This is a genomic window from Anabaena sp. PCC 7108 (assembly GCF_000332135.1).
Taxonomy (GTDB): Bacteria; Cyanobacteriota; Cyanobacteriia; order Cyanobacteriales; family Nostocaceae; genus Anabaena.
This window is the reverse complement of the sequence record NZ_KB235896.1, coordinates 3157326-3180032: the sequence shown is the minus strand read 5'-3', so window position 1 is coordinate 3180032 and position 22707 is coordinate 3157326. Positions and strand designations below refer to the sequence as shown.

Annotated in this window: 29 protein-coding genes; 17 read left to right on the top strand and 12 right to left on the bottom strand. The window is 36.9% G+C overall.

The features are described from left to right. Window positions 1-228 precede the first annotated feature (228 nt). Window positions 229-1569 carry an NB-ARC domain-containing protein gene (locus tag ANA7108_RS0115055; RefSeq protein ID WP_016951628.1) on the bottom strand — a complete coding sequence of 447 codons (1341 nt, stop codon included), beginning with the start codon at window positions 1567-1569 and terminating at the stop codon, window positions 229-231. A 244-nt stretch (window positions 1570-1813) separates the two neighbouring features. Here ANA7108_RS0115055 and ANA7108_RS0115050 point away from each other — a divergent pair, with 244 nt between their 5' ends. Both ANA7108_RS0115050 and ANA7108_RS0115045 read left to right on the top strand, forming a co-directional pair. Continuing rightward, the gene (locus tag ANA7108_RS0115050; RefSeq protein WP_016951627.1) at window positions 1814-2104 is read left to right on the top strand and encodes a hypothetical protein; all 291 of its coding nucleotides are present in this window, start codon (window positions 1814-1816) and stop codon (window positions 2102-2104) included. Window positions 2105-2188: 84 nt separating this feature from the next. After that, a complete protein-coding gene (locus ANA7108_RS0115045) occupies window positions 2189-3238 on the top strand; it encodes a tetratricopeptide repeat protein (protein WP_016951626.1) in 1050 nt (349 codons plus the stop codon). 33 nt (window positions 3239-3271) lie between these two features. On the opposite strand, the gene ANA7108_RS0115040 is transcribed toward ANA7108_RS0115045, so the two are convergent. The 3 genes from ANA7108_RS0115040 to ANA7108_RS0115030 form a co-directional block, all read right to left on the bottom strand. Next, window positions 3272-3640 carry a DUF5615 family PIN-like protein gene (locus ANA7108_RS0115040; protein ID WP_016951625.1) on the bottom strand — a complete coding sequence of 123 codons (369 nt, stop codon included), beginning with the start codon at window positions 3638-3640 and terminating at the stop codon, window positions 3272-3274. Then, window positions 3637-3921 carry a DUF433 domain-containing protein gene (locus tag ANA7108_RS0115035; protein WP_016951624.1) on the bottom strand — a complete coding sequence of 95 codons (285 nt, stop codon included), beginning with the start codon at window positions 3919-3921 and terminating at the stop codon, window positions 3637-3639. Before ANA7108_RS0115035 ends, ANA7108_RS0115040 begins: the two co-directional genes overlap by 4 nt. A gap of 72 nt (window positions 3922-3993) precedes the next feature. Next, the gene (locus ANA7108_RS0115030) at window positions 3994-5412 is read right to left on the bottom strand and encodes a site-specific integrase (protein WP_016951623.1); all 1419 of its coding nucleotides are present in this window, start codon (window positions 5410-5412) and stop codon (window positions 3994-3996) included. Between the two features lie 485 nt (window positions 5413-5897). Between ANA7108_RS0115030 and nifK the strand changes: the two genes are divergently transcribed. From nifK to ANA7108_RS0114970, 11 genes are all read left to right on the top strand, one after another. Continuing rightward, window positions 5898-7433: a nitrogenase molybdenum-iron protein subunit beta gene (gene nifK / locus ANA7108_RS0115020; RefSeq protein ID WP_016951621.1), complete on the top strand. Its 1536-nt coding sequence runs from the start codon at window positions 5898-5900 to the stop codon at window positions 7431-7433. Between the two features lie 570 nt (window positions 7434-8003). Further along, window positions 8004-9380: a nitrogenase iron-molybdenum cofactor biosynthesis protein NifE gene (gene nifE / locus ANA7108_RS0115015; protein ID WP_016951620.1), complete on the top strand. Its 1377-nt coding sequence runs from the start codon at window positions 8004-8006 to the stop codon at window positions 9378-9380. A 324-nt stretch (window positions 9381-9704) separates the two neighbouring features. Beyond that, entirely contained in the window at window positions 9705-11036 is a 1332-nt protein-coding gene (gene nifN / locus ANA7108_RS0115010) for a nitrogenase iron-molybdenum cofactor biosynthesis protein NifN (RefSeq protein WP_016951619.1), read from the top strand. 265 nt (window positions 11037-11301) lie between these two features. Then, on the top strand, window positions 11302-11721 hold the full coding sequence (gene nifX, locus ANA7108_RS0115005) for a nitrogen fixation protein NifX (protein WP_016951618.1): 420 nt from the start codon (window positions 11302-11304) through the stop codon (window positions 11719-11721). Further along, window positions 11718-12194 carry a NifX-associated nitrogen fixation protein gene (locus tag ANA7108_RS0115000; RefSeq protein WP_016951617.1) on the top strand — a complete coding sequence of 159 codons (477 nt, stop codon included), beginning with the start codon at window positions 11718-11720 and terminating at the stop codon, window positions 12192-12194. The genes nifX and ANA7108_RS0115000 overlap by 4 nt, the downstream gene beginning before the upstream one ends. Window positions 12195-12436: 242 nt before the next feature. Beyond that, complete coding sequence (locus ANA7108_RS0114995; RefSeq protein WP_016951616.1) at window positions 12437-12637, top strand: CCE_0567 family metalloprotein; 201 nt, start codon at window positions 12437-12439, stop codon at window positions 12635-12637. Further along, entirely contained in the window at window positions 12634-12951 is a 318-nt protein-coding gene (nifW, locus tag ANA7108_RS0114990; protein WP_016951615.1) for a nitrogenase-stabilizing/protective protein NifW, read from the top strand. Before ANA7108_RS0114995 ends, nifW begins: the two co-directional genes overlap by 4 nt. A 10-nt stretch (window positions 12952-12961) precedes the next feature. Then, window positions 12962-13744, top strand: coding sequence for a HesA/MoeB/ThiF family protein (locus tag ANA7108_RS0114985; protein ID WP_026104207.1), 783 nt, complete (start codon window positions 12962-12964; stop codon window positions 13742-13744). 72 nt (window positions 13745-13816) lie between these two features. Then, entirely contained in the window at window positions 13817-14194 is a 378-nt protein-coding gene (locus ANA7108_RS0114980) for an iron-sulfur cluster assembly accessory protein (protein WP_016951613.1), read from the top strand. A gap of 107 nt (window positions 14195-14301) precedes the next feature. After that, window positions 14302-14598, top strand: coding sequence for a 2Fe-2S iron-sulfur cluster-binding protein (locus tag ANA7108_RS0114975; protein WP_015214322.1), 297 nt, complete (start codon window positions 14302-14304; stop codon window positions 14596-14598). Between the two features lie 86 nt (window positions 14599-14684). Beyond that, a complete protein-coding gene (locus ANA7108_RS0114970) occupies window positions 14685-14936 on the top strand; it encodes a FeoA family protein (protein ID WP_016951612.1) in 252 nt (83 codons plus the stop codon). Between the two features lie 121 nt (window positions 14937-15057). On the opposite strand, the gene ANA7108_RS0114965 is transcribed toward ANA7108_RS0114970, so the two are convergent. The 5 genes from ANA7108_RS0114965 to ANA7108_RS0114945 all read right to left on the bottom strand — a co-directional run bounded on the left by ANA7108_RS0114965 (window position 15058) and on the right by ANA7108_RS0114945 (window position 17921). Next, on the bottom strand, window positions 15058-15708 hold the full coding sequence (locus tag ANA7108_RS0114965) for a ceramidase domain-containing protein (protein ID WP_016951611.1): 651 nt from the start codon (window positions 15706-15708) through the stop codon (window positions 15058-15060). 15 nt (window positions 15709-15723) lie between these two features. Next, window positions 15724-16290: an aspartyl/asparaginyl beta-hydroxylase domain-containing protein gene (locus ANA7108_RS0114960; RefSeq protein ID WP_016951610.1), complete on the bottom strand. Its 567-nt coding sequence runs from the start codon at window positions 16288-16290 to the stop codon at window positions 15724-15726. Between the two features lie 104 nt (window positions 16291-16394). Then, entirely contained in the window at window positions 16395-16994 is a 600-nt protein-coding gene (locus ANA7108_RS0114955) for a Crp/Fnr family transcriptional regulator (protein WP_016951609.1), read from the bottom strand. Then, window positions 16994-17572, bottom strand: coding sequence for a Uma2 family endonuclease (locus ANA7108_RS0114950; RefSeq protein ID WP_016951608.1), 579 nt, complete (start codon window positions 17570-17572; stop codon window positions 16994-16996). Before ANA7108_RS0114950 ends, ANA7108_RS0114955 begins: the two co-directional genes overlap by 1 nt. A 139-nt stretch (window positions 17573-17711) precedes the next feature. Further along, window positions 17712-17921, bottom strand: coding sequence for a molybdopterin-binding protein (locus ANA7108_RS0114945; protein ID WP_016951607.1), 210 nt, complete (start codon window positions 17919-17921; stop codon window positions 17712-17714). A 701-nt stretch (window positions 17922-18622) separates the two neighbouring features. On the opposite strand from ANA7108_RS0114945, the gene ANA7108_RS0114940 reads away from it, so the two are divergent. From ANA7108_RS0114940 to ANA7108_RS0114930, 3 genes are read left to right on the top strand one after another with little or no spacing between them, the layout of a single operon-like run. After that, a complete protein-coding gene (locus tag ANA7108_RS0114940) occupies window positions 18623-19087 on the top strand; it encodes an ankyrin repeat domain-containing protein (RefSeq protein WP_016951606.1) in 465 nt (154 codons plus the stop codon). Next, window positions 19074-20360 (top strand): SagB/ThcOx family dehydrogenase, encoded by a 1287-nt coding sequence (locus tag ANA7108_RS27400; protein WP_016951605.1) that lies wholly within the window; start codon window positions 19074-19076, stop codon window positions 20358-20360. Before ANA7108_RS0114940 ends, ANA7108_RS27400 begins: the two co-directional genes overlap by 14 nt. Window positions 20361-20378: 18 nt before the next feature. Then, on the top strand, window positions 20379-20753 hold the full coding sequence (locus ANA7108_RS0114930; RefSeq protein WP_016951604.1) for a hypothetical protein: 375 nt from the start codon (window positions 20379-20381) through the stop codon (window positions 20751-20753). A gap of 26 nt (window positions 20754-20779) precedes the next feature. Here ANA7108_RS0114930 and ANA7108_RS0114925 read toward each other — a convergent pair whose 3' ends face one another. Beyond that, window positions 20780-21253 (bottom strand): hydrogenase maturation protease, encoded by a 474-nt coding sequence (locus ANA7108_RS0114925; RefSeq protein ID WP_016951603.1) that lies wholly within the window; start codon window positions 21251-21253, stop codon window positions 20780-20782. A gap of 203 nt (window positions 21254-21456) precedes the next feature. Between ANA7108_RS0114925 and ANA7108_RS0114920 the strand changes: the two genes are divergently transcribed. Beyond that, a complete protein-coding gene (locus ANA7108_RS0114920) occupies window positions 21457-21825 on the top strand; it encodes an SET domain-containing protein (protein WP_016951602.1) in 369 nt (122 codons plus the stop codon). 47 nt (window positions 21826-21872) lie between these two features. Here ANA7108_RS0114920 and ANA7108_RS0114915 read toward each other — a convergent pair whose 3' ends face one another. Together ANA7108_RS0114915 and ANA7108_RS0114910 are read right to left on the bottom strand one after the other, a co-directional pair. Further along, the gene (locus ANA7108_RS0114915; RefSeq protein WP_016951601.1) at window positions 21873-22292 is read right to left on the bottom strand and encodes a putative toxin-antitoxin system toxin component, PIN family; all 420 of its coding nucleotides are present in this window, start codon (window positions 22290-22292) and stop codon (window positions 21873-21875) included. Beyond that, a complete protein-coding gene (locus ANA7108_RS0114910; RefSeq protein ID WP_016951600.1) occupies window positions 22285-22536 on the bottom strand; it encodes a type II toxin-antitoxin system Phd/YefM family antitoxin in 252 nt (83 codons plus the stop codon). The genes ANA7108_RS0114915 and ANA7108_RS0114910 overlap by 8 nt, the downstream gene beginning before the upstream one ends. Window positions 22537-22707: the final 171 nt, after the last annotated feature.

Sequence of the window (22707 nt, the reverse complement as noted above, 5' to 3'; positions counted from 1 at the left end):
TATTCAGTTTGTTTTTATCAAGGAGTTCTTGTATCCGTTCACCTAGCTGATCGGTAAATTTGAATAGCATGAGGTTGTTGATATGCTTGATGCAGATTCCTTCAGGTAGGAATTGGGAGGGTTTAACCAGTGTAGTTGTCATTGGTGGATTATTTTGAGTTTTCTTGATTTTATCATTGGATATTTGGGATGTCTGAGGTTGTGATATCCAAACAAAATATCACTAATTCAAGAATCTATTTTAACATATTCCCTAAAAACTGGAGATAAATTAAACAATGTTTTTTCACCTTCTATTGGTGTAACTAAATAGCGTCTATTTAAAGACTGTAAGCCGTTAATCAAATCCATAGAAGATAAAGATAAACTTTCTCTTAAATGTTCTCTTGACACGGGTTGGTTATATTTACTCAATTCTAAAGTAATCTGTTGCTCTACTGTTGATAATCTGTTAAATAATTCATTTAATTGATATTTCATATCTTCTGTTAATAGTAAACCGTCACTTAAAAATTCAGATACCCGACATTGAAATATATTCCTAATTAAAATAGCAATTCTTTGTAAATAAGCTGGATTACCTTCATATAATTTTATTAGATTTAACCAATTTTCCTCATCTTTTAATTTCTGAGTTTTTAAAATATCGGTATTATCTAAACCTTGTAATTCTAAACATTTAACAGGATATAATTCTTCATCAATGCAAATCATTTCTTGGCATTGTTCTTGACTGATTAAAATTAAACTACTTTGATGTTCAATTTCTGTTATTTTTGCGAAAAATGTTTTGTAGTCTTTATATTCAGGTTTATATTTTCCTGCAAGTTGTCCAGGAATAAATATTTCTTGGATATCATCAAGGATAATTAAACATCTTTTTTGATTGAGGAGATTTAAAAGTTGGGTTAATTTATTATTCTCAGTATTATTAGATTTGGTAAATGTTAATATTTCTGTGAGGATGTTATCTAAAGAATGAGAGAGTTTAATACTTTTCCAGATTACTACATCAAATTGTTGTAAATTTAGATCAATGAAATGTTTAACAAGGGTTGTTTTACCAATTCCAGGTAATCCTAAAACTGAAATGAGACGGTTATTTTGATTGATTAACCAATGGGATAGGGTTTGTAGTTCGGTTTCTCTTCCGTAAAAGTGGGTGATTTTTGGGGATAGGGTTAAATAGTGGGAGGATGTTTCTTCGTTATCATTATTTTTTGTATTCTTATTTGAATTATACGAGTAGCAATTAAAATTATGAGTGTTATTTTGATGCTTATTATTTTGTATAATTATGGGTGATCGTGTAATTTGCAATCTTGATAAAACAGAACGAAAATTACGTTTATTAATATCTTCATTTAACTGTTCAGATAAAATTTGCCAAAGTTTATAACCTACATCTCTCACATGACTTTCACTGCGATTACATTGCGCTGCTATTTCCTCATAAGTATGTCCTTGCCAAACACCTTTAATTACAGTGTCCTGAATATCATCTAAGTGTTTTCCCGTCTGGACACAAACTAACTCATCAGCAAATTGTAAAACTTCTTTAATATCCATAAAGTGTATATTATATAAGCATTTTAGCCATTATAGCTTACTCTTTGTAAGTATTATCCGGCATTTTCGGACAAATTCGTTACTATTTTGTAACAAAAATCCCGATTTAACCAGGTGTTTTAGCGTACATAAAATATTATTTTTAATGCAAAATTTGTTTTATAAACATAGATTCAACACCTACAAAGATTATTTCTTAGTATTTTGAGAGTCTTTTAATTTTTTGTAGAAATGGACAAAAACAATGGCTATATACTGGAGTAACTATACTGATTTTCATAGACCTTCAGGTCTTCACTATAAAATGGGTAGGGATGGCAGAGGTGATCCTCACCTTCTATGTTCTGGAGACGAAGGTAGTCTGAAGCGTGACAGTGTGATTCTGCATGATCATTACTGGAGACGAAGCGGTAAATGGTATGTACAAGTTAAAAAAGGCAAAGAACATCTGCTGGAAGACAATACAGCGTTTGAATCTATTCAGCAAGGCGTAGACAAATACTTGGATGAGATTTTAAAAAAATTAGGTGGCTAAAAAATTTTAGTCAGTATTGTATTACCAAAACAGGCTTGTCTCTAACATTAATTGAGTAAGCCTGGAAATTTTCAGGGGGAAATTATGAATATTGAACAAGGAATAGTGGATGAGTTCTGGAAAATAGTTCTTGCTGATAATGGAGATCATACTTTAAAATTTTTGGATGAGCTTTTAGCATCAAACCAAAACGATGCGAGTGTTTGCCTAAAGCGTGGTGTACTTTTAGCAGAGATTAGCAATTATTCAGAGGCTATTAAAAGTTTCACCAAAGCGATTGAACTTGGTTTGGGTAATGATCTTTGGATGGCTTTTTTAGGACGTACACTTATTTATTATAATCTGAAGGATTTTCGCAAATCTCTTGATGATTGTGAAGAGGCAATCAAACTTAATCCTAACGAAGCTATTCTCTGGAAAACCAAGGGTGTATTACTTGTTCACTTGGATAATAACCTAGATGCACTAGAAGCTTTTCAAAAGAGTTTGTCAATTAATCCTTATGATAGAAAAGCAATTGATCTTAGAAATTCCCTAGCAGAAGCTTTACAGAATAGCATTATCAACAAGATGACAACCTATGAGGAAGCCTTTTTTAATAGTTTTAATGATATAATAGAGGAATTAAAAGAGAGATGGAAATATTCAGATCTGACTTCTGAAATGAGAAAAAGTGATGAGTTTCTAACAAGAATCTTTGAGGGTTATGATGTTTTTATTAAACTTGCTGAAAGTGGCTTTGAAGTCCTTTTTAAAATCAATCAAATGACAGATAGCTATTCTGCTTCATATTATCACATCAAAGCTATTAAATCAGGACTAGATGCCGTTTACCCAGTATCTAATCAGGAAAAAATGGAGGAATCGCGTCAATTTTTTAGAGAAGCTGAGAAGTTTGCAGAAAAAAATCAAGACCAACCAAAATTAGTTTATATTACCCATCATCAAGAGAAGTTGGAAGAGAGAAATAATTATGAACTACGCAAGATTAAAAATAAAAAAGAGGAGGAGAAAAAATCAAAACGCAACCTAGTTTTAGGAATAGCTGCTTTTGGTCTTGTTCTCATATTAGGTGGGCAATATTTAATAGCATTAATTTCTTTTGGGGCAGCATGGTGGGTTTGGAAATCATAAGATGTAACTAATTATTTACATGGATAAATATATTTATATATTATCAGCATAAGCACTCAAAAACATCAACTGATTTACCATATTTTCTGCTGACTTATTTGCCATCAAATTGAGGACTCTTCGCATTTGTTCACCAATAGAGTAATCTTGAGATGAAATTATAATTCCCGCATGACTTCGTTTTTCCTCTATGTAGATACTATGTAACTGGCAAAAGTCACCAACATTAAATGTGTAAAAAACTCTTTGCAGTTCAGTCGCTAAAATCAGTTGTTCCTTATCACTAGAACTGATAGTTTCAACCTCAGCAACAGTAATAACATCTACACCCCTAGCTCTCAAGGCCTTAATAAATCTTTGATCCATTGAATCTTCATCAATGAATAATCTAATTGAACTCATATTGCTTGCCCCATTTCTGTTGCTAACCGTTCATAATCAGCTTTTTCAGCAGCAATATAACCCTCAATTTCTTCTCGATTAGCATGATAATAAGTTAATGCAGCATAAACTTGAACAAGAGTTACATTCCCCATGCGTTCAGCGATTTCTTCCGCATTTAATCCCATTTTGTACCAAGCTGTAATTCGTTGCACAGAAATCCTAGTACCAGCAATGCGAGGACGACCCCCTAAAGTGTCTGATGATTTAATAATTAGTGTCCCAATATCAGTAGCTTGCATAAAGATTTTGATGATTGTTGACAAACCAATTATACCACATCACACAAAAATCATATTCTTGATTGACTAAACTTAACTGCGTTTATAAACCATTTCCATCCTCAACTTCTCTACCTCAATTTTCAATCTTTCATTCTCCATTTTCAACCCAGTATTTTCATCTTTAATCAACTCCACCTCATTCCGTTTACTCAAAGCCTGATTAATTGCCAACTTCCGCATATCCAAAGAAAACCAACGTTGATAAGTTTTCGTATGAATCTGCACACTATGACCCAAATTATCCGCCGCAGCTTTGATAGGAACTCCCAAAATATGCGCTCGAATTGCCCAACCATGACGTAAATCATAGGGTTTAAAATCTAAACCAATTTTTCTAAACCACCAACTCACCCTTTGAATTAAAGCGGTGATTTCCGCATGATTACTTTTGTCTTTTTTACTAATTGCTATTGCCAACATTTCCAAATATTTAGGATTTCTTAAATCAAACTCCTCAATCCATTCCTTATATAAAGGTAAGGCTTCCCTTTCACCAGTTTTACAATCTTTATCAACCTTCCAAGTTAAATCTGTATTTTCAGCACTTAACCACCAATCAATATGAGGATTAACAAAAAGCTCACGGGGACGTAAACCAAAAACCGCCAACATTCCATAAGTCCAACGCCAAAGTTGCCAACTATCTTTGACATCTTGATTAACTTGTTTACCTCGATTATTCAGATATTCATCAAACTTGTAAAATCCTGTAACTATTTCCTTATCTGTAGGAATATTGCGAGAATTACTTTCAGGAACTTTAGAATAATTAGTTAAATTAATCTCAATTTTAAAAACTTGACAAAAAACAGAAATAGCTCTCACAGCATTATATTTAGCCCATTCCTTATCTATTTTATCAATTGCATTAATCAAAACTTCCCCAATTGCCAAATCACCAGCATTTGTATAACGCTTAATGCGAGAAAAATAATAGAAAAAAGTATGTTCACTTTTAGTCGTGCGTTTATGGGTTTTAAAATATTCTTCCTCAAATTTTTCTAATAACTCACCAATAGTTATTAACTCCTTTTTAATTCCTTCATTTCCTAGATATTTATCATTCCAAACAAAACTTTTTCTAGCAATTAACTTACCCAACTCATAAGCTTCTTCCTCAGCAGTTTTTAGTCCATCAAAGTTTGCAGGAATATTCAAAGTAATATTATATTGTTTTCTTCCCGTTCCTCTGGTATCCTCATCTCCCGGTTTAATAGGTAACGTTGCCCGTAATTGCAGACATCCATTTGATTCCCGAATTGTTACCCTAGCCTTTGCAGACTTCAAACGCAGATTTACCTGCTCTAATTCTAATAGTATCTTTGTTTTCATGTGTTCTCTTTGTTGTTGTGCTTGCAGACTTGAACCAAGAAAACTGCCATCGGTAGATGAAATAGGATCTAAATCTGCAAAAGCTTCCTGATATTTGTCTTTACCCTGGTTATACATAGTTGTCTGTTTAGCCTATATTTAGACTAAAAATAAATATGTTATGAGCAAACACTACTTACTTCAAGATTGCTTGCAGTAAACATTTTGCTATTTAAAGCCATTAAACCATAAAAAGAATACTCCGGTCCTTACCACGGTTACGACGGATTCGCAATCTTTGCTCGTGACATGGATTTGGCACTCAACAGCCCAACCTGGGGATTAATCGGCGCTCCTTGGAACAAGAAAGCTCAAGCTAAAGCTAAGGCTAAAGCTTCCGTCTAGAAACACCAGAGAGTAGGGGCAACCCTGCCCGTACAGGGATAGCCTGGGGTGTTTACCCCAGGGGGGAGTTGGAAATTCAAAATTCAAAATTAAAAATTCAAGGTTTCGGATTTTGGATTTTGCATTCTGAATTTTGAGCCACATTCCCGACTTCCCCCTTCAGGGTAACCCCGCCCCAAAAGCAAACACAACACACAGCAAGCTTGGAGATACACAAAATGCCTCAGAATCCAGAAAATATTAAGGATCACGTTGAGTTATTCCACCAGCCAGAATACCAACAACTGTTTGAAAACAAGAGACAGTTTGAAAACGGTCACACTCCCGAAGAAGTAACACGGGTTGCAGAATGGACAAAAAGCTGGGAATATCGTGAAAAGAACTTTGAACGTACAGCTTTAACCGTTAACCCAGCTAAGGGTTGTCAACCTTTAGGTGCAATGTTTGCGGCTGTAGGTTTTGAAGGTACACTTCCCTTCGTTCAAGGTTCTCAAGGTTGCGTCGCTTACTTCCGTACCCACTTAACCCGTCACTACAAAGAACCATTCTCCGGGGTTTCTTCTTCCATGACAGAAGACGCTGCTGTGTTCGGTGGTCTGCAAAACATGATTGATGGCTTGGCTAACTCCTACAGCCTTTACAAGCCAAAAATGATTGCTGTCTGCACCACCTGTATGGCAGAAGTTATCGGTGATGACTTACAGTCATTTATTGGTAATGCAAAAGAAGCTGGTTCAGTTCCTCAAGATTTCCCAGTTCCTTTTGCTCACACACCTAGCTTTGTTGGTTCCCACATCACTGGTTATGACAACATGATGAAGGGAATTCTTTCTACCTTGACCGAAGGTAAGAAGAAGACCAAGAGCAATGGTAAAATCAACTTCATTCCTGGTTTTGATACCTACGTAGAAAACAACCGCGAAATCAAGCGGATGGCTAACTTGATGGGTATTGACTACACTGTTTTATCTGATAACAGTGACTATGTTGATTCACCTAACACTGGTGAATTTGATATGTACCCAGGTGGTACTAAGCTGGAAGATGCAGCAGATGCTATCAATGGTAAGGCTACTGTTGCTCTGCAAGCTTACTCCACCACCAAGACCCGTGAGTACATTGCTAAGGAATGGAAGCAAGATGTTTGTGTTTCCCGTCCTTGGGGTATCAAGGGAACTGATGAGTTCTTGATGAAACTCAGCGAATTGACCGGTAAGGCTATTCCTGAAGAGTTGGAAATTGAACGTGGTCGTGCGGTTGACGCAATGACTGATTCCCACTCATGGTTACATGGTAAGCGTTTCGCTATCTACGGTGATCCTGACTTAGTTTACAGCGTAGTTGGTTTCATGTTGGAAATGGGTGCTGAACCTGTACATATCTTGGTTCACAATACCAACGAAGTATTCGAGAAAGAATTGCAAGCATTGTTAGATTCTAGCGTGTTTGGTAAGACCGCTAAAATCTGGGGTGGTAAGGACTTGTGGCACATGAGATCACTCTTGTTCACAGAACCCGTAGACTTGTTAATTGGTAATTCCTACGGTAAGTACCTGTGGCGTGATTGTAAGGTTCCTTTGGTAAGAATTGGCTATCCTATCATGGATCGTCACCACTACCACCGTTACGCTACTGTTGGTTATAAAGGTATTATCAACCTCCTCAACTGGATTGTTAACACAATCTTTGAAGATATCGACCAACACACCAATATTCCTTCTAAGACCGATATTTCCTACGACTTAATTCGTTAAGAATGTCTTTGTGGGGAGGGGGAAACCCTTCCCTGATAACGAATTGTAGTACTTATCATTTGTCAATTAAGGGTCAGGAAAAGGTAAATCAATTCAAAAATCAAAATTCACAGTTATGAGTTTTGCAAGTTGAATTAGTCCTCACTTTTCCTTTTCCCTTTTCTGTTTTTATTGCATTTACCTGAGATATCTAATTTCATCTACAAATAATAGGGTATTGTTGAATTAAGATGAAAATATATCACATATATTCGCAACATAAATGGTGAGCTTTTTATACTTAATTTCAGCAATACTAATAATAGAGTAGGAATTTGTACTTGATGATTGGTTTGTTTTTAGTCAATAGGCGAATATGGATTTATTGAACCGCAAAGACGCAAAGGGCGCGAAGGAAGAAAGAGGAAGAAGGAAGGGAAGATAAAAATTTCAGCTATTGCTAAATGCTAAATAGATATCTTTTCTGAAACTTTATCTGTGTAAATATTGTGTAAAGAGGAATTTTGCGGGAAGTCTATTCAGGTTTGCTTACATTTCAATTAATAACTTCCATCTAACGCGAGAAGACAGATGAAAATTACCCAAGGCAAAATTAACGAGTTACTTAGTGAGTCAGGATGCGAACATAATCAAAAGAAACAAGAAAAGAAAAACAAGTCTTGTACACAACAGGCTCAACCAGGTGCGGCTCAAGGGGGTTGCGCTTTTGATGGGGCGATGATTGCTTTAGTACCTATTACTGATGCTGCACATTTGGTACATGGTCCGATTGCTTGCGCTGGTAATTCTTGGGGTAGTCGTGGTAGTTTGTCTTCTGGTCCGATGCTTTATAAGACTGGTTTTACCACTGATGTTGGTGAAAATGATGTCATTTTCGGTGGTGAGAAAAAGTTATATAAAGCAATTTTGGAATTAAAGGAACGCTATACACCCGCAGCGATTTTTGTTTATGCTACTTGCGTAACTGCGCTGATTGGTGATGATGTTGATGCTGTTTGTAAGGTTGCGGCTGAGAAGATTGGTATTCCTGTAATTCCTGTTATTGCTCCGGGTTTTATTGGTAGTAAAAATCTGGGTAATCGCTTTGGTGGTGAAGCTTTACTAGAATATGTAGTGGGAACTGCTGAACCAGAATATACTACACCTTATGATATTAATTTAATTGGTGAGTACAATATTGCTGGCGAAATGTGGGGCGTTTTGCCTTTATTTGAAAAGTTAGGTATTCGCGTTTTATCGAAAATTACTGGTGATGCTCGTTATGAAGAAATTCGTTATGCTCACCGGGCTAAGTTAAATGTAATGATTTGCTCACGGGCGCTGTTAAATATGGCGCGAAAAATGGAGGAACGCTACGGTATTCCTTTCATTGAAGAGTCATTTTATGGTATTAATGATATTAACCGTTGTCTGCGAACTGTTGCTAAAAAGTTAGGTGATGCTGATTTAATGGCACGGACAGAAAAGTTAATTGCTGAAGAAACTGCGGCTTTGGATATTGCCCTTGCTCCCTATCGAGAACGCCTGAAAGGTAAGCGGGTGGTTTTATATACTGGCGGTGTGAAAAGTTGGTCAATTATTTCGGCAGCTAATGATTTAGGAATTGAGGTTGTTGCTACTAGTACTCGCAAAAGTACAGAGGAAGATAAGGCTAAAATCAAGAAGTTGTTGGGCAATGATGGCATTATGCTAGAGAAAGGTAACGCCCAAGAATTATTAAAGTTGGTGCGAGATACTAATGCAGATATGCTTATTGCTGGGGGACGGAATCAATATACGGCTTTGAAGGCGCGGATTCCTTTTCTGGATATTAACCAAGAACGTCATCATCCTTATGCGGGTTATATGGGGATGGTGGAGATGGCGCGGGAGTTGTATGAGGCTTTATACAGTCCTGTCTGGGAACAAATACGTAAGCCGGCTCCTTGGGATGAGGAGGATGTTTAATTGCTAACACCCCACCCCTAGCCCCTCCCCCTTCGGGTTCACCAGTCGCTTACGGAGGGAAACCCGCCTACAGCGCTGGTTCACCGCAAGCGAGGAGGGGGACTGGATTTCTTAATTAAGTCTTTCTCATTTAGGACTTACGCACACCTCACGGAAAAACGAACCACAGAGGCACAGAGTTCACAGAGAAAAGAGGCTTTGAGAGATATTTTGCGTAAGTCCTGTCATTGCTGGAAATTCTGTCTGGGTAAGGATGTGTGTACACCGTATTCCTGCACGTGAGGAAGGGGACTGGAAAGTTTAAAATTTATGAAAGAATAATTTATGGCAATTGTTAATACTCCGAACAAGTCTCTTACTGTTAATCCGTTGAAACAAAGTCAGGCTTTGGGTGCTTCTTTGGCTTTTTTGGGGTTGAAGGGGGCTATGCCTCTGTTTCACGGTTCTCAAGGTTGTACGGCTTTTGCTAAGGTTGTGTTGGTGCGGCATTTTCGGGAGGCGATTCCTCTTGCTACTACGGCGATGACGGAAGTCACTACTATTTTGGGTGGTGAGGAAAATGTTGAGCAAGCTATTCTGACTTTGGTGGAGAAGGCTAAACCGGAAATTATCGGTTTATGTACGACTGGGTTAACGGAAACTAGGGGGGATGATATTGAGGGTTTTTTGAAGGAAATCCGTAAACGTCATCCTGAACTTGACTATTTAGCGATCGCATTTGCACCTACTCCAGATTTTAAAGGTGCGTTGCAAGATGGTTTTGCAGCAGCTGTAGAAAGCATTGTCAGGGAGATTCCCAAAGCGGGAGGAATTAAACCAGAACAAATCACCATTTTGGCTGGTTCTGCTTTCACTCCCGGAGATGTGCAGGAAGTTCGGGAAATTGTCACCGCTTTTGGATTTGAACCCATTTTTGTCCCTGATTTGGGTGCTTCTCTAGATGGACATCTGGAGGATGAATATAGTGCGGTAACGGTTAGCGGGACAACTCTTAAACAATTGCGTTCTTTGGGTAGTTCGGCTTTCACTTTGGCTTTGGGTGAAAGTATGCGTGGTGCTGCAAAAATTCTGCAAGAGCGTTTTGGCACAGATTACGAAGTATTTAAAGATTTGACGGGTTTAGAACCTGTGGATGAGTTCCTGCAAGCGTTAGCGGTTTTGAGTGGTAATCCCGTACCGGAAAAATATCGCCGTCAACGTCGTCAGTTGCAAGATGCAATGTTGGATACTCACTTTTACTTCGGTGCAAAACGGGTATCTTTGGCGCTGGAACCGGATTTACTTTGGTCTATGGTGCATTTTTTACAGTCAATGGGAGCATCTATTCACGCTGCTGTGACAACCACGCGATCGCATTTATTAGAACATCTTCCAGTCAAAAGCGTTACTATCGGCGACTTGGAAGATTTAGAAGGGTTAGCTGTAGGTTCTGATTTGCTGATTGGTAATTCTAACGTAAATGCGATCGCAAAACGTCTGAAAATTCCCTTCTATCGTCTCGGAATTCCCATCTATGACCGATTAGGAAATGGCTTATTCACCAAAGTAGGCTATCGCGGCACAATGGAAGTTTTATTTGGAATGGGAAACCTCTTTTTAGAACACGAAGAGTCATTAATGATCAATCATTGGTCATCAGTAATTAATAGGGAATAGGTGACAGTGAAAGCCATAATCCGCCTGGGAATGAATTCCCAGTCTCATAGCTGAAGTCATCTAAAGATGACTAAATAATCTCAAAATTTTTTAGTTTACTTCAGTAAACTTTGGCTATTAGCCTTGAAATATGGCTTACGCCACGCTACGCTATCATTTCAAGGTGGGTGTGGAAGCCAACAAATAAGCGATTTTTAGCTTAAGTTGACACCAACGAAGATTGTTAAACCTCTACAACAGAAAACCGACAACCGAAAAAGGACAAATGAACGTGAAAATTGCCTTCACCACAACAGACAGAATTCATGTTAATGCTCACTTTGGTTGGGCTAAAGAAATAGATGTTTATGAAATTTCAGATGATGGATATGAATTCCTAGAAACCCTGAAATTTGAAGGCGACCTCAAAGAAGATGGAAATGAAGATAAAATCACACCTAAACTTGAGGCATTAAATGATTGTACAATCGTTTATGTAGTCGCCATTGGTGGCAGCGCCGCCGCTCGTTTAATCAAAAAAGGTGTAACACCAGTCAAGGCTAAATCAGAAGAAGAAAAAATCGAAGAAATTCTGAACAAATTAGTCACAACTCTCAAAGGCAACCCCCCACCTTGGTTGCGTAAAGCCTTGAATAAAACCAAGTCCAATTTTGCAGAAGAAGTAGAAAACGAAGCAGCAGTATGAGTGAAAATAACAGTGTCAAACCAACCGCTACAAGCACACCAATAACCTCACCATTTCTGAAAGCATTAGTGCAACAAATCCGGGCGCAAGATACTTATGGGACTTACCGGAATTGGGCTGATGAACTAATCCTTAAACCTTTTGTTGTCACCAAACAAAAGAAACGAGAAATTTCCATTGAAGGTGAAGTAGACCTAGCAACAATATCACGAATTAACGCCTTCTTCAGGGCTGTAGCCTCCAGCATCGAGAAAGAAACCGGATTAATTTCTCATGTTGTAGTTGACTTAGGTCATGAAGGATTTGGTTGGGCATTAGTCTTTTCAGGACGTTTATTATTAACTGTAAAAACCTTACGCGATGCCCATCGTTATGGCTTTGATTCCCTAGAAAAACTGGAAGAAGAAGGAGCCTCATTCGTCAACAAAGGTATTGATTTAGCCAAACGTTTCCCCGAAGTAGGAAATGTTTAAAAATTGGTAATAGGAAATATAGGACTTACGCACACCTCACGGAAAAACGAACCACAGAGGCACAGAGTTCACAGAGGAAAGAGGCTTTAAGAGATATTTTGAGTAAGTCCTGAAATAGACAAAAATCATCCTATTACCTTTCTTCTTCCTTCCTTCTTCCCTCTTCTCTTCGCGCCCTTCGCGCCTTCGCGGTTCATTAAATCCATATTCTCCTAGTACGAATAAAGTATTACCAATTCCCAATGACCATCGAGGAACTCACAACAAAAATCAAAAAGCTAAACAGCAAAGCAGGTCAAAAGAAAATGGATCTGCATGACTTAGCAGAAGGACTACCAACAGACTACAAAACACTGATGGAAGTTGCCGCCGAGACATACGAAATCTACCGAGAACTAGATGAACTAAAGCAGCAACTAAAACAAATGGAGAGCGCCAAATGACAGGAACCATTCAAGAATTCAACAAACTTGCAGATGCAGAAGAATATTTTATATTTTTTGAACTGCCCTACGACCAACAATTTGTAAACATAAATCGTCTTCATATATTGAAAAAATTCTCTCAATATATGAAAGAGATTGATGATGCTTCTCCCAACTTGAGTGATACAGAAAAATTAACTCAATATTCCTTAGCTTTGCAAAAAGCTTACGAAGTTTTTCTAGAATCAACACCCCACGAACAAAAACTGTTTAAGGTGTTTAACGATAAGCCAAAGAATGTAGTCACGCTGACAGAAATCACTTCTGATTAGGAGGTATAAATTGATCAACCTAACGCCTACCGAATTAGAACGCTATAGCCGCCAAATGATGCTCCCAAATTTTGGCGAAGCGGCTCAAAAGCGCCTCAAATCAGCGACTGTTCTGGTGTCGGGTGTGGGAGGATTAGGCGGTACGGCGGCGCTTTACTTAGCAGTAGCAGGCGTTGGGCGGCTAATCTTAGTCCGGGGTGGTGATTTGCGGCTGGATGATATGAATCGTCAAGTTTTGATGACTGACGACTGGGTGGGAAAACCTAGAGTATTTAAAGCCCAAGAAACACTCAAAGCCATCAATCCTGATGTGGAAGTAGAAGTAGTTCACGATTACATTACCGCAGAAAATGTGGACTCGTTGGTGCAATCAGCAGATATGGCTTTGGATTGCGCTCACAATTTCACCGAACGCAATCTGTTAAATGAAGCTTGTGTGCGATCGCGTAAGCCAATGGTAGAGGCTGCTATGGATGGGATGGAGGCTTATCTCACCACGATTATTCCTGGTGTGACTCCTTGTTTATCCTGTCTATTTCCAGAAAAGCCTGATTGGGATCGGCGCGGTTTTTCAGTTCTAGGGGCTGTATCTGGAACATTGGCTTGTTTAACAGCCTTGGAAGCAGTGAAGCTAATTACAGGTTTTAGTCAACCGCTATTGTCAGAACTGCTGACGATTGACTTGAACAGAATGGAATTTGCTAAACGTCGTTCTCACCGCGATCGCAATTGTCCCGTCTGCGGTAATACTGCACCTTGGCGCTACTCCCAATCCCAACCCTTAACGGTGTGAAATTCCGTTCCGCCACAAAAGCAATTTCCCACATCTCAAAATCAGAATAATCGCTACAGAACAGGAAACAAAATGGCTGTTACTTTAACAGAAAAAGCAGAATTTCGTCTGTGGGCATTTTTAAGAGGTTCCGCAACCGACGAATCTAATAAAGCCACAAAAGGTGTCCGCATCTCTGTCAAAGATGGTGGTTGTAGTGGCTATGAATATGGAATTGACATTACAAGTCAGCCTCAACCAGATGATATCGTCACCCAACAAGGAAACGTGTTGCTTTACGTGGATGCTAAAAGTGCGCCGTTATTAGAAGGTGTGGTAATTGATTTTGTTGAGGGAGTAATGGACAGCGGTTTCAAGTTCACCAATCCCAATGCAACTGATACCTGCGGTTGTGGAAAGTCTTTTAAAACAGATGATGGTACTCCCTCTGGTGTACCTTGCAGCAAATAAATTCAAAATTCAAAAGTTAGACCTTCATTTTGAATTTTGAATTCAACCAGGGACTCTTAACCAAGTCAGAAAAGCTAACTTTATTAACGTTTGAGGAGAATCGAAAAATGGCTTATCAAGTAAGATTGTTGAACAAAAAAGACAACCTTGACACCACAATTGAATGTGACGAAGAAACTACAATTCTAGATGCAGCAGAAGAAGCAGGTATTGAATTACCTTTCTCCTGTCACTCAGGCTCTTGCTCTAGCTGTGTAGGTAAGGTTGTTGAAGGTGAAATCAACCAAGATGATCAAATCTTCTTAGATGACGATCAAATGGCTAAAGGATTCGCTCTATTGTGCGTTACATACCCTCGCTCTAACTGCACAATTAAAACCCATCAAGAGCCTTATCTCGTTTAAAGTTTTAATGTCTTAGCTTGTACAAAGATGAAGGATGTTAATCATCCTTCATTCTTTTAATTTTAACCTTTCATTTTTATTCCCCAATGTTTACTTCTTTTAGTTTTACAGGTTGCTCTTTAGAATTGCTCAAGCCAGGAGAAAAAGGAATTATTATTTCTTGTAAAACTCAGGATGAAAGCATTCGTAAAAAACTTATTTCTATGGGAATAACAACAGGAAATAGTATAATTTTAGAACAGCAATTTCCTTCTTTAATCGTTAAATTTAATAATATCTCTATGACAATAGATCGACAAACAGCCCGTGCTATTTATGTCAGGGTAGTTGATAGTTGAGAAGATTTATATAACTAGTAGGGTGCGTCAGACGAGAAGCGTATTTCTAAAATGTTAAATTAAAAATCTGACGCACCGTATACATTTTGCGTAATTATCCCTGTCTATTATTTTCAATTTTTTAGTCAGCTTTTGCCTTTATTGACCAATTTAAGATTAGTCCTCTTGCTGATAAGTACAGTAAAACTCCATTGACAAGATGCCAAAATAAATGAGTGCCAATTGGGAAATAAGGGCAAACTATCTTATCTAAACTCCGAAATAATAAAGCTAAAAGGAAAACCCCCGCTGCTCCTAGTAATATAAATCGCTCACGTTTTTGTTGTTGAAAATGATAAATTCCCAGTCCCAGTAAAAACAAAAATGCAGGAGCATAGGAAAGAGATCCATTGAATATATTTGTGAATTGTTTACTGTAATCACTCGCAAAGTAAAAAACCACAATCAAAGATCCACTATAAATATATTTCATCTTCATTACCTGACGACTGTAAAGCCATATAAAACAAAATTGAAAAAACATAATAGGCAAAACATCTAATAAGCTCGCCCATTCTGTTGCAAAGGTATGGAATAGAGTGCTACCAATACCAATTGAAATTGCTAAAATAATCAGTATCCAAATACCATTTGGAATTTTTTGTTGTCGTCGTGCTAATTGCCAAATAGCCCCTGCTGCAATGAAGAAAGAAATATTAGATATAGCATTAAATGGTTCACTCCATAAACCAGGAATGATGCGTTCACAGTAAAGATCAATGTAGTCATTCATAGATTTTTCTCTGTTTTATACGTAGGTATTTGGTTGTTCAAGTAATCCCATCGCATACTGCAAAGCATCCCCTGATATCTCATCAGAACTATGCTCTAAACCTGGTTTAATAAAATCTAGAAGTAATACTGCTCGTGGTAAATCAGAGTCGTTCCATGCTTCATGTTCTGTTGTATCTTCAAAAATTAAGCAATCACCTTCCTGCCAATGTTTTAGGGACTGACCAACGCGCAGACTACACTTTTCTGGAACAACTAAACCAAGATGCAAGCGAAATTCATTTTTTGCCCAGCCTGTGTGGGGTTGAATATGTGTATGGGGAGCTAAACGAGAAAATCCTGCTAAGGTCAAATTGGGAATTTGTTCTAGAATTGCTGTTGTTTGTGGACAGCAATAGCACGCTTTTTGAATACGTTTCCCTAAAGCAAAAAGTCCGAAAACACTCCAACCTTTTTCATACATATCTTTTTGTACCCAAGGGTCTAAAGCATCTTCAGGTAACGCAAGATATTCATCACGAATTGCTTGCCAGTGGGCTGTCAGGAGCTTTGAAAATTGGAAATTTGCAGGATCATGAAACATAAATTACTTCTTTCTAATTTAACTGTGACTTTAATCATAAATCTGCACACAGGAATAAAGAAAGGGGCTTTTTTTGACATAAATCAAATTTGATAAAAATCAATTTATTGGGGTTTGTTGTAAATACGTTGACGATTTTCACGAGTAGCACGAAGTCGGCTGAGAGTTTCTTGAGTGATTCCCAAGTAAGAAGCTAAATGTCCGAGTTTCACCTTCTCCAGAATATCAGGGCGTTCCTGAAGAATTTGGTCGTAGCGTTCAGCTGCGGACATAGATTGCAGAGATAGTATACGTTCTCGATATTCTGCGTAATATTTTTCAATTATTAAGCGACCTAATTTATTCCAAACTAGGTCTTTTTCATATAAAGATTGTAAGGTTTGGTAGCTAATAGAAAGCAATTTACAGTCAGAAATTACCACAATACTTTCTGGACTTGGTTTACGGGAAACAAAGCTGTAAAAAGAATTAATAAAATCTCCCTCAAAACCAAACCATGAAGTAATTTCTTTACTATCGTTGTAATAAATTGCCCTCACAGATCCCTGTAACAAGAAGTGCAAATTGTTGGAAACTTCACCGCATTTTAAAAGAATGCTATCTTTGGGTAATTCTTGTGGTTTAACTAATTTACTAAGTTCCTCTTGATGCGCGGGATTCAGAATAACATATTGATTAAGGGTATTTAAAAGAGTTTGATACATTATTCTTCAGTTTCAAATCCAACACCTTCATAAAGCATTTCAATCGGAAACTCAAATTCAATACTTGATAAAGTGATAATATCTCCAGTAGTGTAAGGATAGTAAAGCCACATCCTTCCTTCTCCTCGACAGTAACGTTCAACGGAAATTTTTTCCGAATCAATTAAAATATATTCTTGTAAACTGGGTATTGTTAAATAATATCTGAATTTTTCTCCTCTATCTTTACTACTTGTCCCAGGAGAAAGAACCTCAACAATCAATTTGGGATTTTGAATAAATTTAAGGGCATTGAGGTCTTGAGGGTCGCAACTAACGATAAGATCAGGATAGAAGTATGGGCTTTTAGGAGTAACTTGGACTTTCACATCTGACACATTAACTCGACAACCTCTATTACGCAAATAGGGACGTAGGGAAGCGTAAAGATTTAGAGCAATATCATTATGGGGGATTGTACCACCAGTCATGGCAAAAACTTCGCCGTTAATATATTCGTAGCGAATATCCTGGTCAAGTTCCCATGCGAAATACTCCTCAATGGTCATTTTTGGTAGTTGTTGGGGAATGGCTATCATATCAGGATTTTTTTAAGTTTATTTTGATTATACCAACAGGGATAAGATGAATTTATCTACATCTTGATGAAAATTTCGCGCCATGAGATCATGTAGGAATAGCATTACCTATCCTACACTTTACAAGTCGCTGAATTTTTTAGTCAACAGCAACAAGTACATCCGATGACTTAATCACAGCATAAGCCTGTTTACCCTCTACTAAACCCAGCTTTTCTGCTGATGATTTAGTTATAATAGATACTACTTCCACACCAGGTGCTAATTCTAGTGTTACCTCTGTATTAATTGAACCAGGAACAACTTTTTTCACAGTTGCTTTGAAGGTATTTCTGGCGCTAATTTCCATTGTTTTTATTTTCCTTTTAGTTATTTACACTGATTAAACTAACAAATTTTTTATATTAATGCTAAGTTTTTAGATTTTTTTAACAAATATATCGAGTATGTTGACACAAAACATAATTACATTTATACGGAATTATAAGCACTAATAAACTATAATTATAATACTTTTTTAAGAGCAATTAATATAAAATTTGATAATAAATTTTAATTTCAAATATTTGAAAAATAGAATATACTTACTGTCTAACTCGGCTAAGAATATAGGGATCTTTATAAATGATTTATAATTTAAATTTATCAAAGTGATAATATATAGATAAGCTAAATTGTTGGTAGTGAACCATTATTTCAACCAACAGCGATTACAGAGTTATCAAAGACATTCTTACAAAAGAAGGGAACAGGGAACAAATAAAAAACTTTAGTTCTGAGTTTAAAGCTCAGTCAAAAAAAGGATGTTTTTACAAGGAGAGTGACACGAAAAAAACAGTGTCATTATTTCAATCTCATGTTTTTAAAAATGAGTTTTTTCTGTTCCCTGTTGCCCGTTCCCTGTTCCCTCTGAAAAATCATTTGGGGCTGATAGATAAATTATAAATTGTTCATCAGCTACTAATAGTTTATGAAAATTGAAATAGTGTTTTTAGATATGGTGGGTATGGCTCACCATTGTATTTTGAGTTGTCTCCAACAGTAATAATTATGAGTCTAGCAAATCAGTCAAATTTCAGCACAATAACTCACCAATGGCTATTAGAACAAGGTTACAACGCTGAAGATTTAAACCAGCGAGGTGAAAATGGTGATACTGCTTTAATGAAAGCAAGCAGAGAAGGACTGTCTGCCATTGTCAAGGAATTAATAGCTGCGGGTGCGGATATCAACGCTACAAATAATGATCACAATAATGCTTTGTGGTTTGCTTGTTTTGGTAATCACTATGATCTCATTACATTGCTGTTAGATAACAACACTGATATTAATAATCAAAATGATAATGGGGCAACTGTCCTGATGTATGGTGCATCGGCTGGAAAGACAGAAGTAGTGAGATTGCTACTACAGTACCATCCTAACATGAATTTACAAAATTTGGATGACTATAAAGCAATTGATTTTGCCAGCAATATAGAAGTTTTAAGGTTACTGAAAAATGCCTCACAGTAAGATTTCTGGAAAAGCCTATCACGATTTAAGCAAGCATTCTTACTTATCAGTACAAATTAATCCTAATTATGTAGATGCCGCTACGCAACCAACTTCTTTTAAAGTTTATCCCCGCTTTTATCGGCGTTTGCAATTAAATCGCAATAACCCTATTCATGATTTTCTCTGGTTAACCAGTGCGATTACTTTAGAAAAGATATATAAAGATAGTCCCTATAAATTACGGGTAAATCCTTCTGCAGGGGCTTTATATCCGACGGAAGTTTATGTCCAGATTCGTGGTGTTGAGGGAATCATAGATGGCATCTACCATATAGAAGTTGAGAATAATTGTCTGACCTTAATTTATGAATTAATTGATGATGGATTGGAAAATTATGTTATACCAAATAAACGTATCAACGGATTCATCTTTTTAGTTAGTTGTGTTTATCATAGGTCTAGCTGGAAATATCAAGACAGGAGTTTTAGATATTGTTTGTTGGATAGCGGACACCATTTAGGTGCTATCGCTGCTTCAGCATATCTTCACGAAAAAAACATACAACTAATCTTGGATTTTGATAAACTTAATCTCAATGCAGATTTGGGATTTGAGAATAAGGAGTTTATTACTAGTTGTGTGATATCGGGAGAAGTACAAGAAAAACCAGTCAGACGCTTAAGGCTACCAATTCCTTTTGTTTGTGGTACTGACTATTTTCAAGTTAATCAATTTGTTGAAGATGCCTATCAAGCAACATCTTTACAACCTAGTCACCAGCAAAATCTCGCAAATCCTCAATTTAATTTTGACCGGAAACGGTTTTTTGAGAACGTTTGGAATAGGCGTTCTATTCGACGTTTTCATAAACATTCTATTTCCCAAGAGGTCTATTGGCTAATTTTGCAAGCCGTTCAACAACCAATACCAAGTGAGAATTTTGAGGAAATAGAAATTTACTCAGTGGTGCATCATGTTGAGGGAATTTCACCAGGGTTATATAAAAATACACATCTCATTAAAGCTGGTAACTTTAGGGAAAAAACAGGTTACTTGTGCATTAATCAAGCTATAGCTAGAGATTGTGCTGTAACTTTGTTTTTTGTGTCCGATTATTTGAGTTATCAAACCGCTATGCAATTAGCCGGATTTATCGGACAGAGAGTGTATTTATTTAGCAATTATTGGGGAATAGATTGTAGTGGAATTGGTGCTTTCTATGATGATGAAGCCCAAGAATTTCTAGGAACCAATAAGGACTTACTTTATGTAATGGCAATTGGTAAATAAACAGGAAAATAACGGTAAATGGCGAAAAAAGAATCTGAATTCAATGCTGATGATAAGCACCCTATACAGCCAACATCAGCAGATATTATTCTTCGGCAACAATTGGAGCATTCAATTAGCAAATACTTTTATGAAGGATGCGATCGCATTGTTCATAGTTTGTTGTCTAATTGTCGTTGGTATGCGACAACTCAGGCGAGTATTTTAACTTTAGTAATTGAATGCCCTGACCAAGTTACTAACTGGCAAATTTTGCAACAAATTGTCCCTATGGCGAATGTTCTTTATGGCATTGTTAGCAGTGCTAAAATCCGGGTTTGTCCTCCCGATAATCAAACTGTACCTTTTGAAATGAGAGTAGATGAGTTGCCAGTTTATCGTGATTGGATCTGATGCAATTGGGGATTTGAGATTGTTGATTAAGCCATCACATTCTGTTGGATAATTATGATTAGTTCGGCAAAAACTAAATCAGCAGAATGTTGAACAACAGGACTTAATTCCAGTCCAAAATCCAGATTTGCAGCTTCAATTAAATAGACTGTCACCAATGAAGGAAAATCATCTAAAAAGATTTTTCTCCCAGCAGCCAAAGCATGATCCCAACGAAAATCATGTAAGTTGTAACTAGGTTCGGGCAGTGCTTCTAGTTCATTCCCTGGGACTTTAAATATAGCACCTGCCTCTGAACCTGTGCAACTAGCATCAAGAATAATTAATTTTTCACTTCCTCTCGCTTGAAACATCACTTCCATTCCCGCAGTTCCACTATCGAAAACGCGGATGTTGGGGTGAGGATTTTGGGCGAGATATTGCTGTAAACGTTGGGCAATAATTACGCCGACAGCATCATCATTCCGATTTAGATTGCCACAACCAATGATAGTTAGCATGGGATATTTATAATAACATGAATATTATCAACTTGGCACAAAAACTTAAAATTTACGGAAGTTTTGACTACATCTTTAATCGTTGACTTTATAGTAGCTATAGCAGCCGTAAGTCAATGACAAAAATTTGTCTTTATTTTTCTCTGCGTTTATCTGTAGTGGTTAGTCAAAAATCATTCTTACCCATCAGATAGAATTGCTATATGCTAGTATTTCGTGATACAGAGACTAAAGGTAGAGGTATATTTGCCCAGCAAGATTTTGCTAAAGGAGATTTAATTGAAAGAGCTGCTGTGATTGTGATTCCTAAACAACAAGTTAAGTTAATTACGAAAACTGTGTTATTGAATTATTATTTTGGTTGGCATGGAGAAAGCGGGGCGATAGGTTTAGGTTTTGCTTCTCTTTTTAATCATTCTTATCGTCCTAATGCGGTTTATATTAAGAATTTTGCTAAAAATGTAATTGATATTGTTGCTTATAAATATATTCGGGAAGGTCAGGAAATTACTATTAATTATAATGGGCAGGTTGATGATGTTTCTCCTGTGTGGTTTGATGTGGAGGAGTAAGGCTTACTTTTAAGGTGCAAAGAGAGGAAGAAATAAAAGGTTATTGTTTAACTTTTATCCGCTTGTGCCAAAAAATCCTTTGGTGATAAAATAGGAATGTTTTGATAGCATTTAAGTACCAATAAATCTTCATCTCCGGTAATAATCAAATTGGCATTACCAGCAATAGCAAGTGAGAGAAATTTATCGTCTTTTGGATCTCGACAAATTTGCACATGATTGATAATATCAACTATCTCAGCCAGATTTTTTAGATATAAAATAAACTTTTGTCGCTCTTCTAAACTGACATAATTATCAAATTTTTTTCTACAGAGAACCATTTCTAGTTCTGTAAGTGTGTCCGAAGAAATAAGAATGTGATGGAAATTGAAAGCAAAACGAACTGCTTGAGCAGTGATAGATTTGGGAGTTAGTAAACGACTCACAAAACAATTAGTATCAATGACAATTCTTTGCTCAATCATCACTTTCAAGAATTTCCTTGAGCTTTTCTTCTGTCATGCCTTTTGCTTCAGCATTTTTCCCAACTTGATCACAAAATTCCTGAAACTCATTTTTTAGTAATTTAGTCAATCTTTGATACTCTAAAACAGACAGCACTACAACTGAATCTTGATCCTGACGCTGAATAGTTATTGGTTCTTTTTGAGCTTTATCTAGAAATTCTGTAAAATTTTGTTTTGCTTCCGTGACAGATAAGTAAATCATAATATACCTCCTTTCTCTTTATGATAACTCAAATTTGTTATTTGACTATTTCCTTGACTCTGACTATCTTATTAACTCACCAGAAGTATCTGAACGGCTACCGATATTCACATACACTATGTTCGGTTTTTACTAACTAAATTTATGACTTAAATTAAATATAACTAGGAC

Excerpts from the sequence above, each read along its gene's own strand:
- ANA7108_RS0115040 (WP_016951625.1), bottom strand. The coding sequence starts at position 3,640 with ATGAGTTCAATTAGATTATTCATTGATGAAGATTCAATGGATCAAAGA.
- ANA7108_RS0115035 (WP_016951624.1), bottom strand. The coding sequence starts at position 3,921 with ATGCAAGCTACTGATATTGGGACACTAATTATTAAATCATCAGACACT.
- ANA7108_RS0114920 (WP_016951602.1), top strand. The coding sequence starts at position 21,457 with ATGCTAGTATTTCGTGATACAGAGACTAAAGGTAGAGGTATATTTGCC.
- ANA7108_RS0115055 (WP_016951628.1), bottom strand. The coding sequence starts at position 1,569 with ATGGATATTAAAGAAGTTTTACAATTTGCTGATGAGTTAGTTTGTGTC.
- nifE (WP_016951620.1), top strand. The coding sequence starts at position 8,004 with ATGAAAATTACCCAAGGCAAAATTAACGAGTTACTTAGTGAGTCAGGA.
- ANA7108_RS0115050 (WP_016951627.1), top strand. The coding sequence starts at position 1,814 with ATGGCTATATACTGGAGTAACTATACTGATTTTCATAGACCTTCAGGT.
- ANA7108_RS0114915 (WP_016951601.1), bottom strand. The coding sequence starts at position 22,292 with ATGATTGAGCAAAGAATTGTCATTGATACTAATTGTTTTGTGAGTCGT.
- ANA7108_RS0114955 (WP_016951609.1), bottom strand. The coding sequence starts at position 16,994 with ATGTATCAAACTCTTTTAAATACCCTTAATCAATATGTTATTCTGAAT.
- nifX (WP_016951618.1), top strand. The coding sequence starts at position 11,302 with ATGAACGTGAAAATTGCCTTCACCACAACAGACAGAATTCATGTTAAT.
- nifN (WP_016951619.1), top strand. The coding sequence starts at position 9,705 with ATGGCAATTGTTAATACTCCGAACAAGTCTCTTACTGTTAATCCGTTG.
- ANA7108_RS0115045 (WP_016951626.1), top strand. The coding sequence starts at position 2,189 with ATGAATATTGAACAAGGAATAGTGGATGAGTTCTGGAAAATAGTTCTT.
- ANA7108_RS0114950 (WP_016951608.1), bottom strand. The coding sequence starts at position 17,572 with ATGATAGCCATTCCCCAACAACTACCAAAAATGACCATTGAGGAGTAT.
- ANA7108_RS0114925 (WP_016951603.1), bottom strand. The coding sequence starts at position 21,253 with ATGCTAACTATCATTGGTTGTGGCAATCTAAATCGGAATGATGATGCT.
- ANA7108_RS0114930 (WP_016951604.1), top strand. The coding sequence starts at position 20,379 with ATGGCGAAAAAAGAATCTGAATTCAATGCTGATGATAAGCACCCTATA.
- ANA7108_RS0114995 (WP_016951616.1), top strand. The coding sequence starts at position 12,437 with ATGACCATCGAGGAACTCACAACAAAAATCAAAAAGCTAAACAGCAAA.
- ANA7108_RS0115000 (WP_016951617.1), top strand. The coding sequence starts at position 11,718 with ATGAGTGAAAATAACAGTGTCAAACCAACCGCTACAAGCACACCAATA.
- ANA7108_RS27400 (WP_016951605.1), top strand. The coding sequence starts at position 19,074 with ATGCCTCACAGTAAGATTTCTGGAAAAGCCTATCACGATTTAAGCAAG.
- ANA7108_RS0114970 (WP_016951612.1), top strand. The coding sequence starts at position 14,685 with ATGTTTACTTCTTTTAGTTTTACAGGTTGCTCTTTAGAATTGCTCAAG.
- nifK (WP_016951621.1), top strand. The coding sequence starts at position 5,898 with ATGCCTCAGAATCCAGAAAATATTAAGGATCACGTTGAGTTATTCCAC.
- ANA7108_RS0114910 (WP_016951600.1), bottom strand. The coding sequence starts at position 22,536 with ATGATTTACTTATCTGTCACGGAAGCAAAACAAAATTTTACAGAATTT.
- ANA7108_RS0115030 (WP_016951623.1), bottom strand. The coding sequence starts at position 5,412 with ATGTATAACCAGGGTAAAGACAAATATCAGGAAGCTTTTGCAGATTTA.
- ANA7108_RS0114960 (WP_016951610.1), bottom strand. The coding sequence starts at position 16,290 with ATGTTTCATGATCCTGCAAATTTCCAATTTTCAAAGCTCCTGACAGCC.
- nifW (WP_016951615.1), top strand. The coding sequence starts at position 12,634 with ATGACAGGAACCATTCAAGAATTCAACAAACTTGCAGATGCAGAAGAA.
- ANA7108_RS0114980 (WP_016951613.1), top strand. The coding sequence starts at position 13,817 with ATGGCTGTTACTTTAACAGAAAAAGCAGAATTTCGTCTGTGGGCATTT.
- ANA7108_RS0114975 (WP_015214322.1), top strand. The coding sequence starts at position 14,302 with ATGGCTTATCAAGTAAGATTGTTGAACAAAAAAGACAACCTTGACACC.
- ANA7108_RS0114945 (WP_016951607.1), bottom strand. The coding sequence starts at position 17,921 with ATGGAAATTAGCGCCAGAAATACCTTCAAAGCAACTGTGAAAAAAGTT.
- ANA7108_RS0114940 (WP_016951606.1), top strand. The coding sequence starts at position 18,623 with ATGAGTCTAGCAAATCAGTCAAATTTCAGCACAATAACTCACCAATGG.
- ANA7108_RS0114965 (WP_016951611.1), bottom strand. The coding sequence starts at position 15,708 with ATGAATGACTACATTGATCTTTACTGTGAACGCATCATTCCTGGTTTA.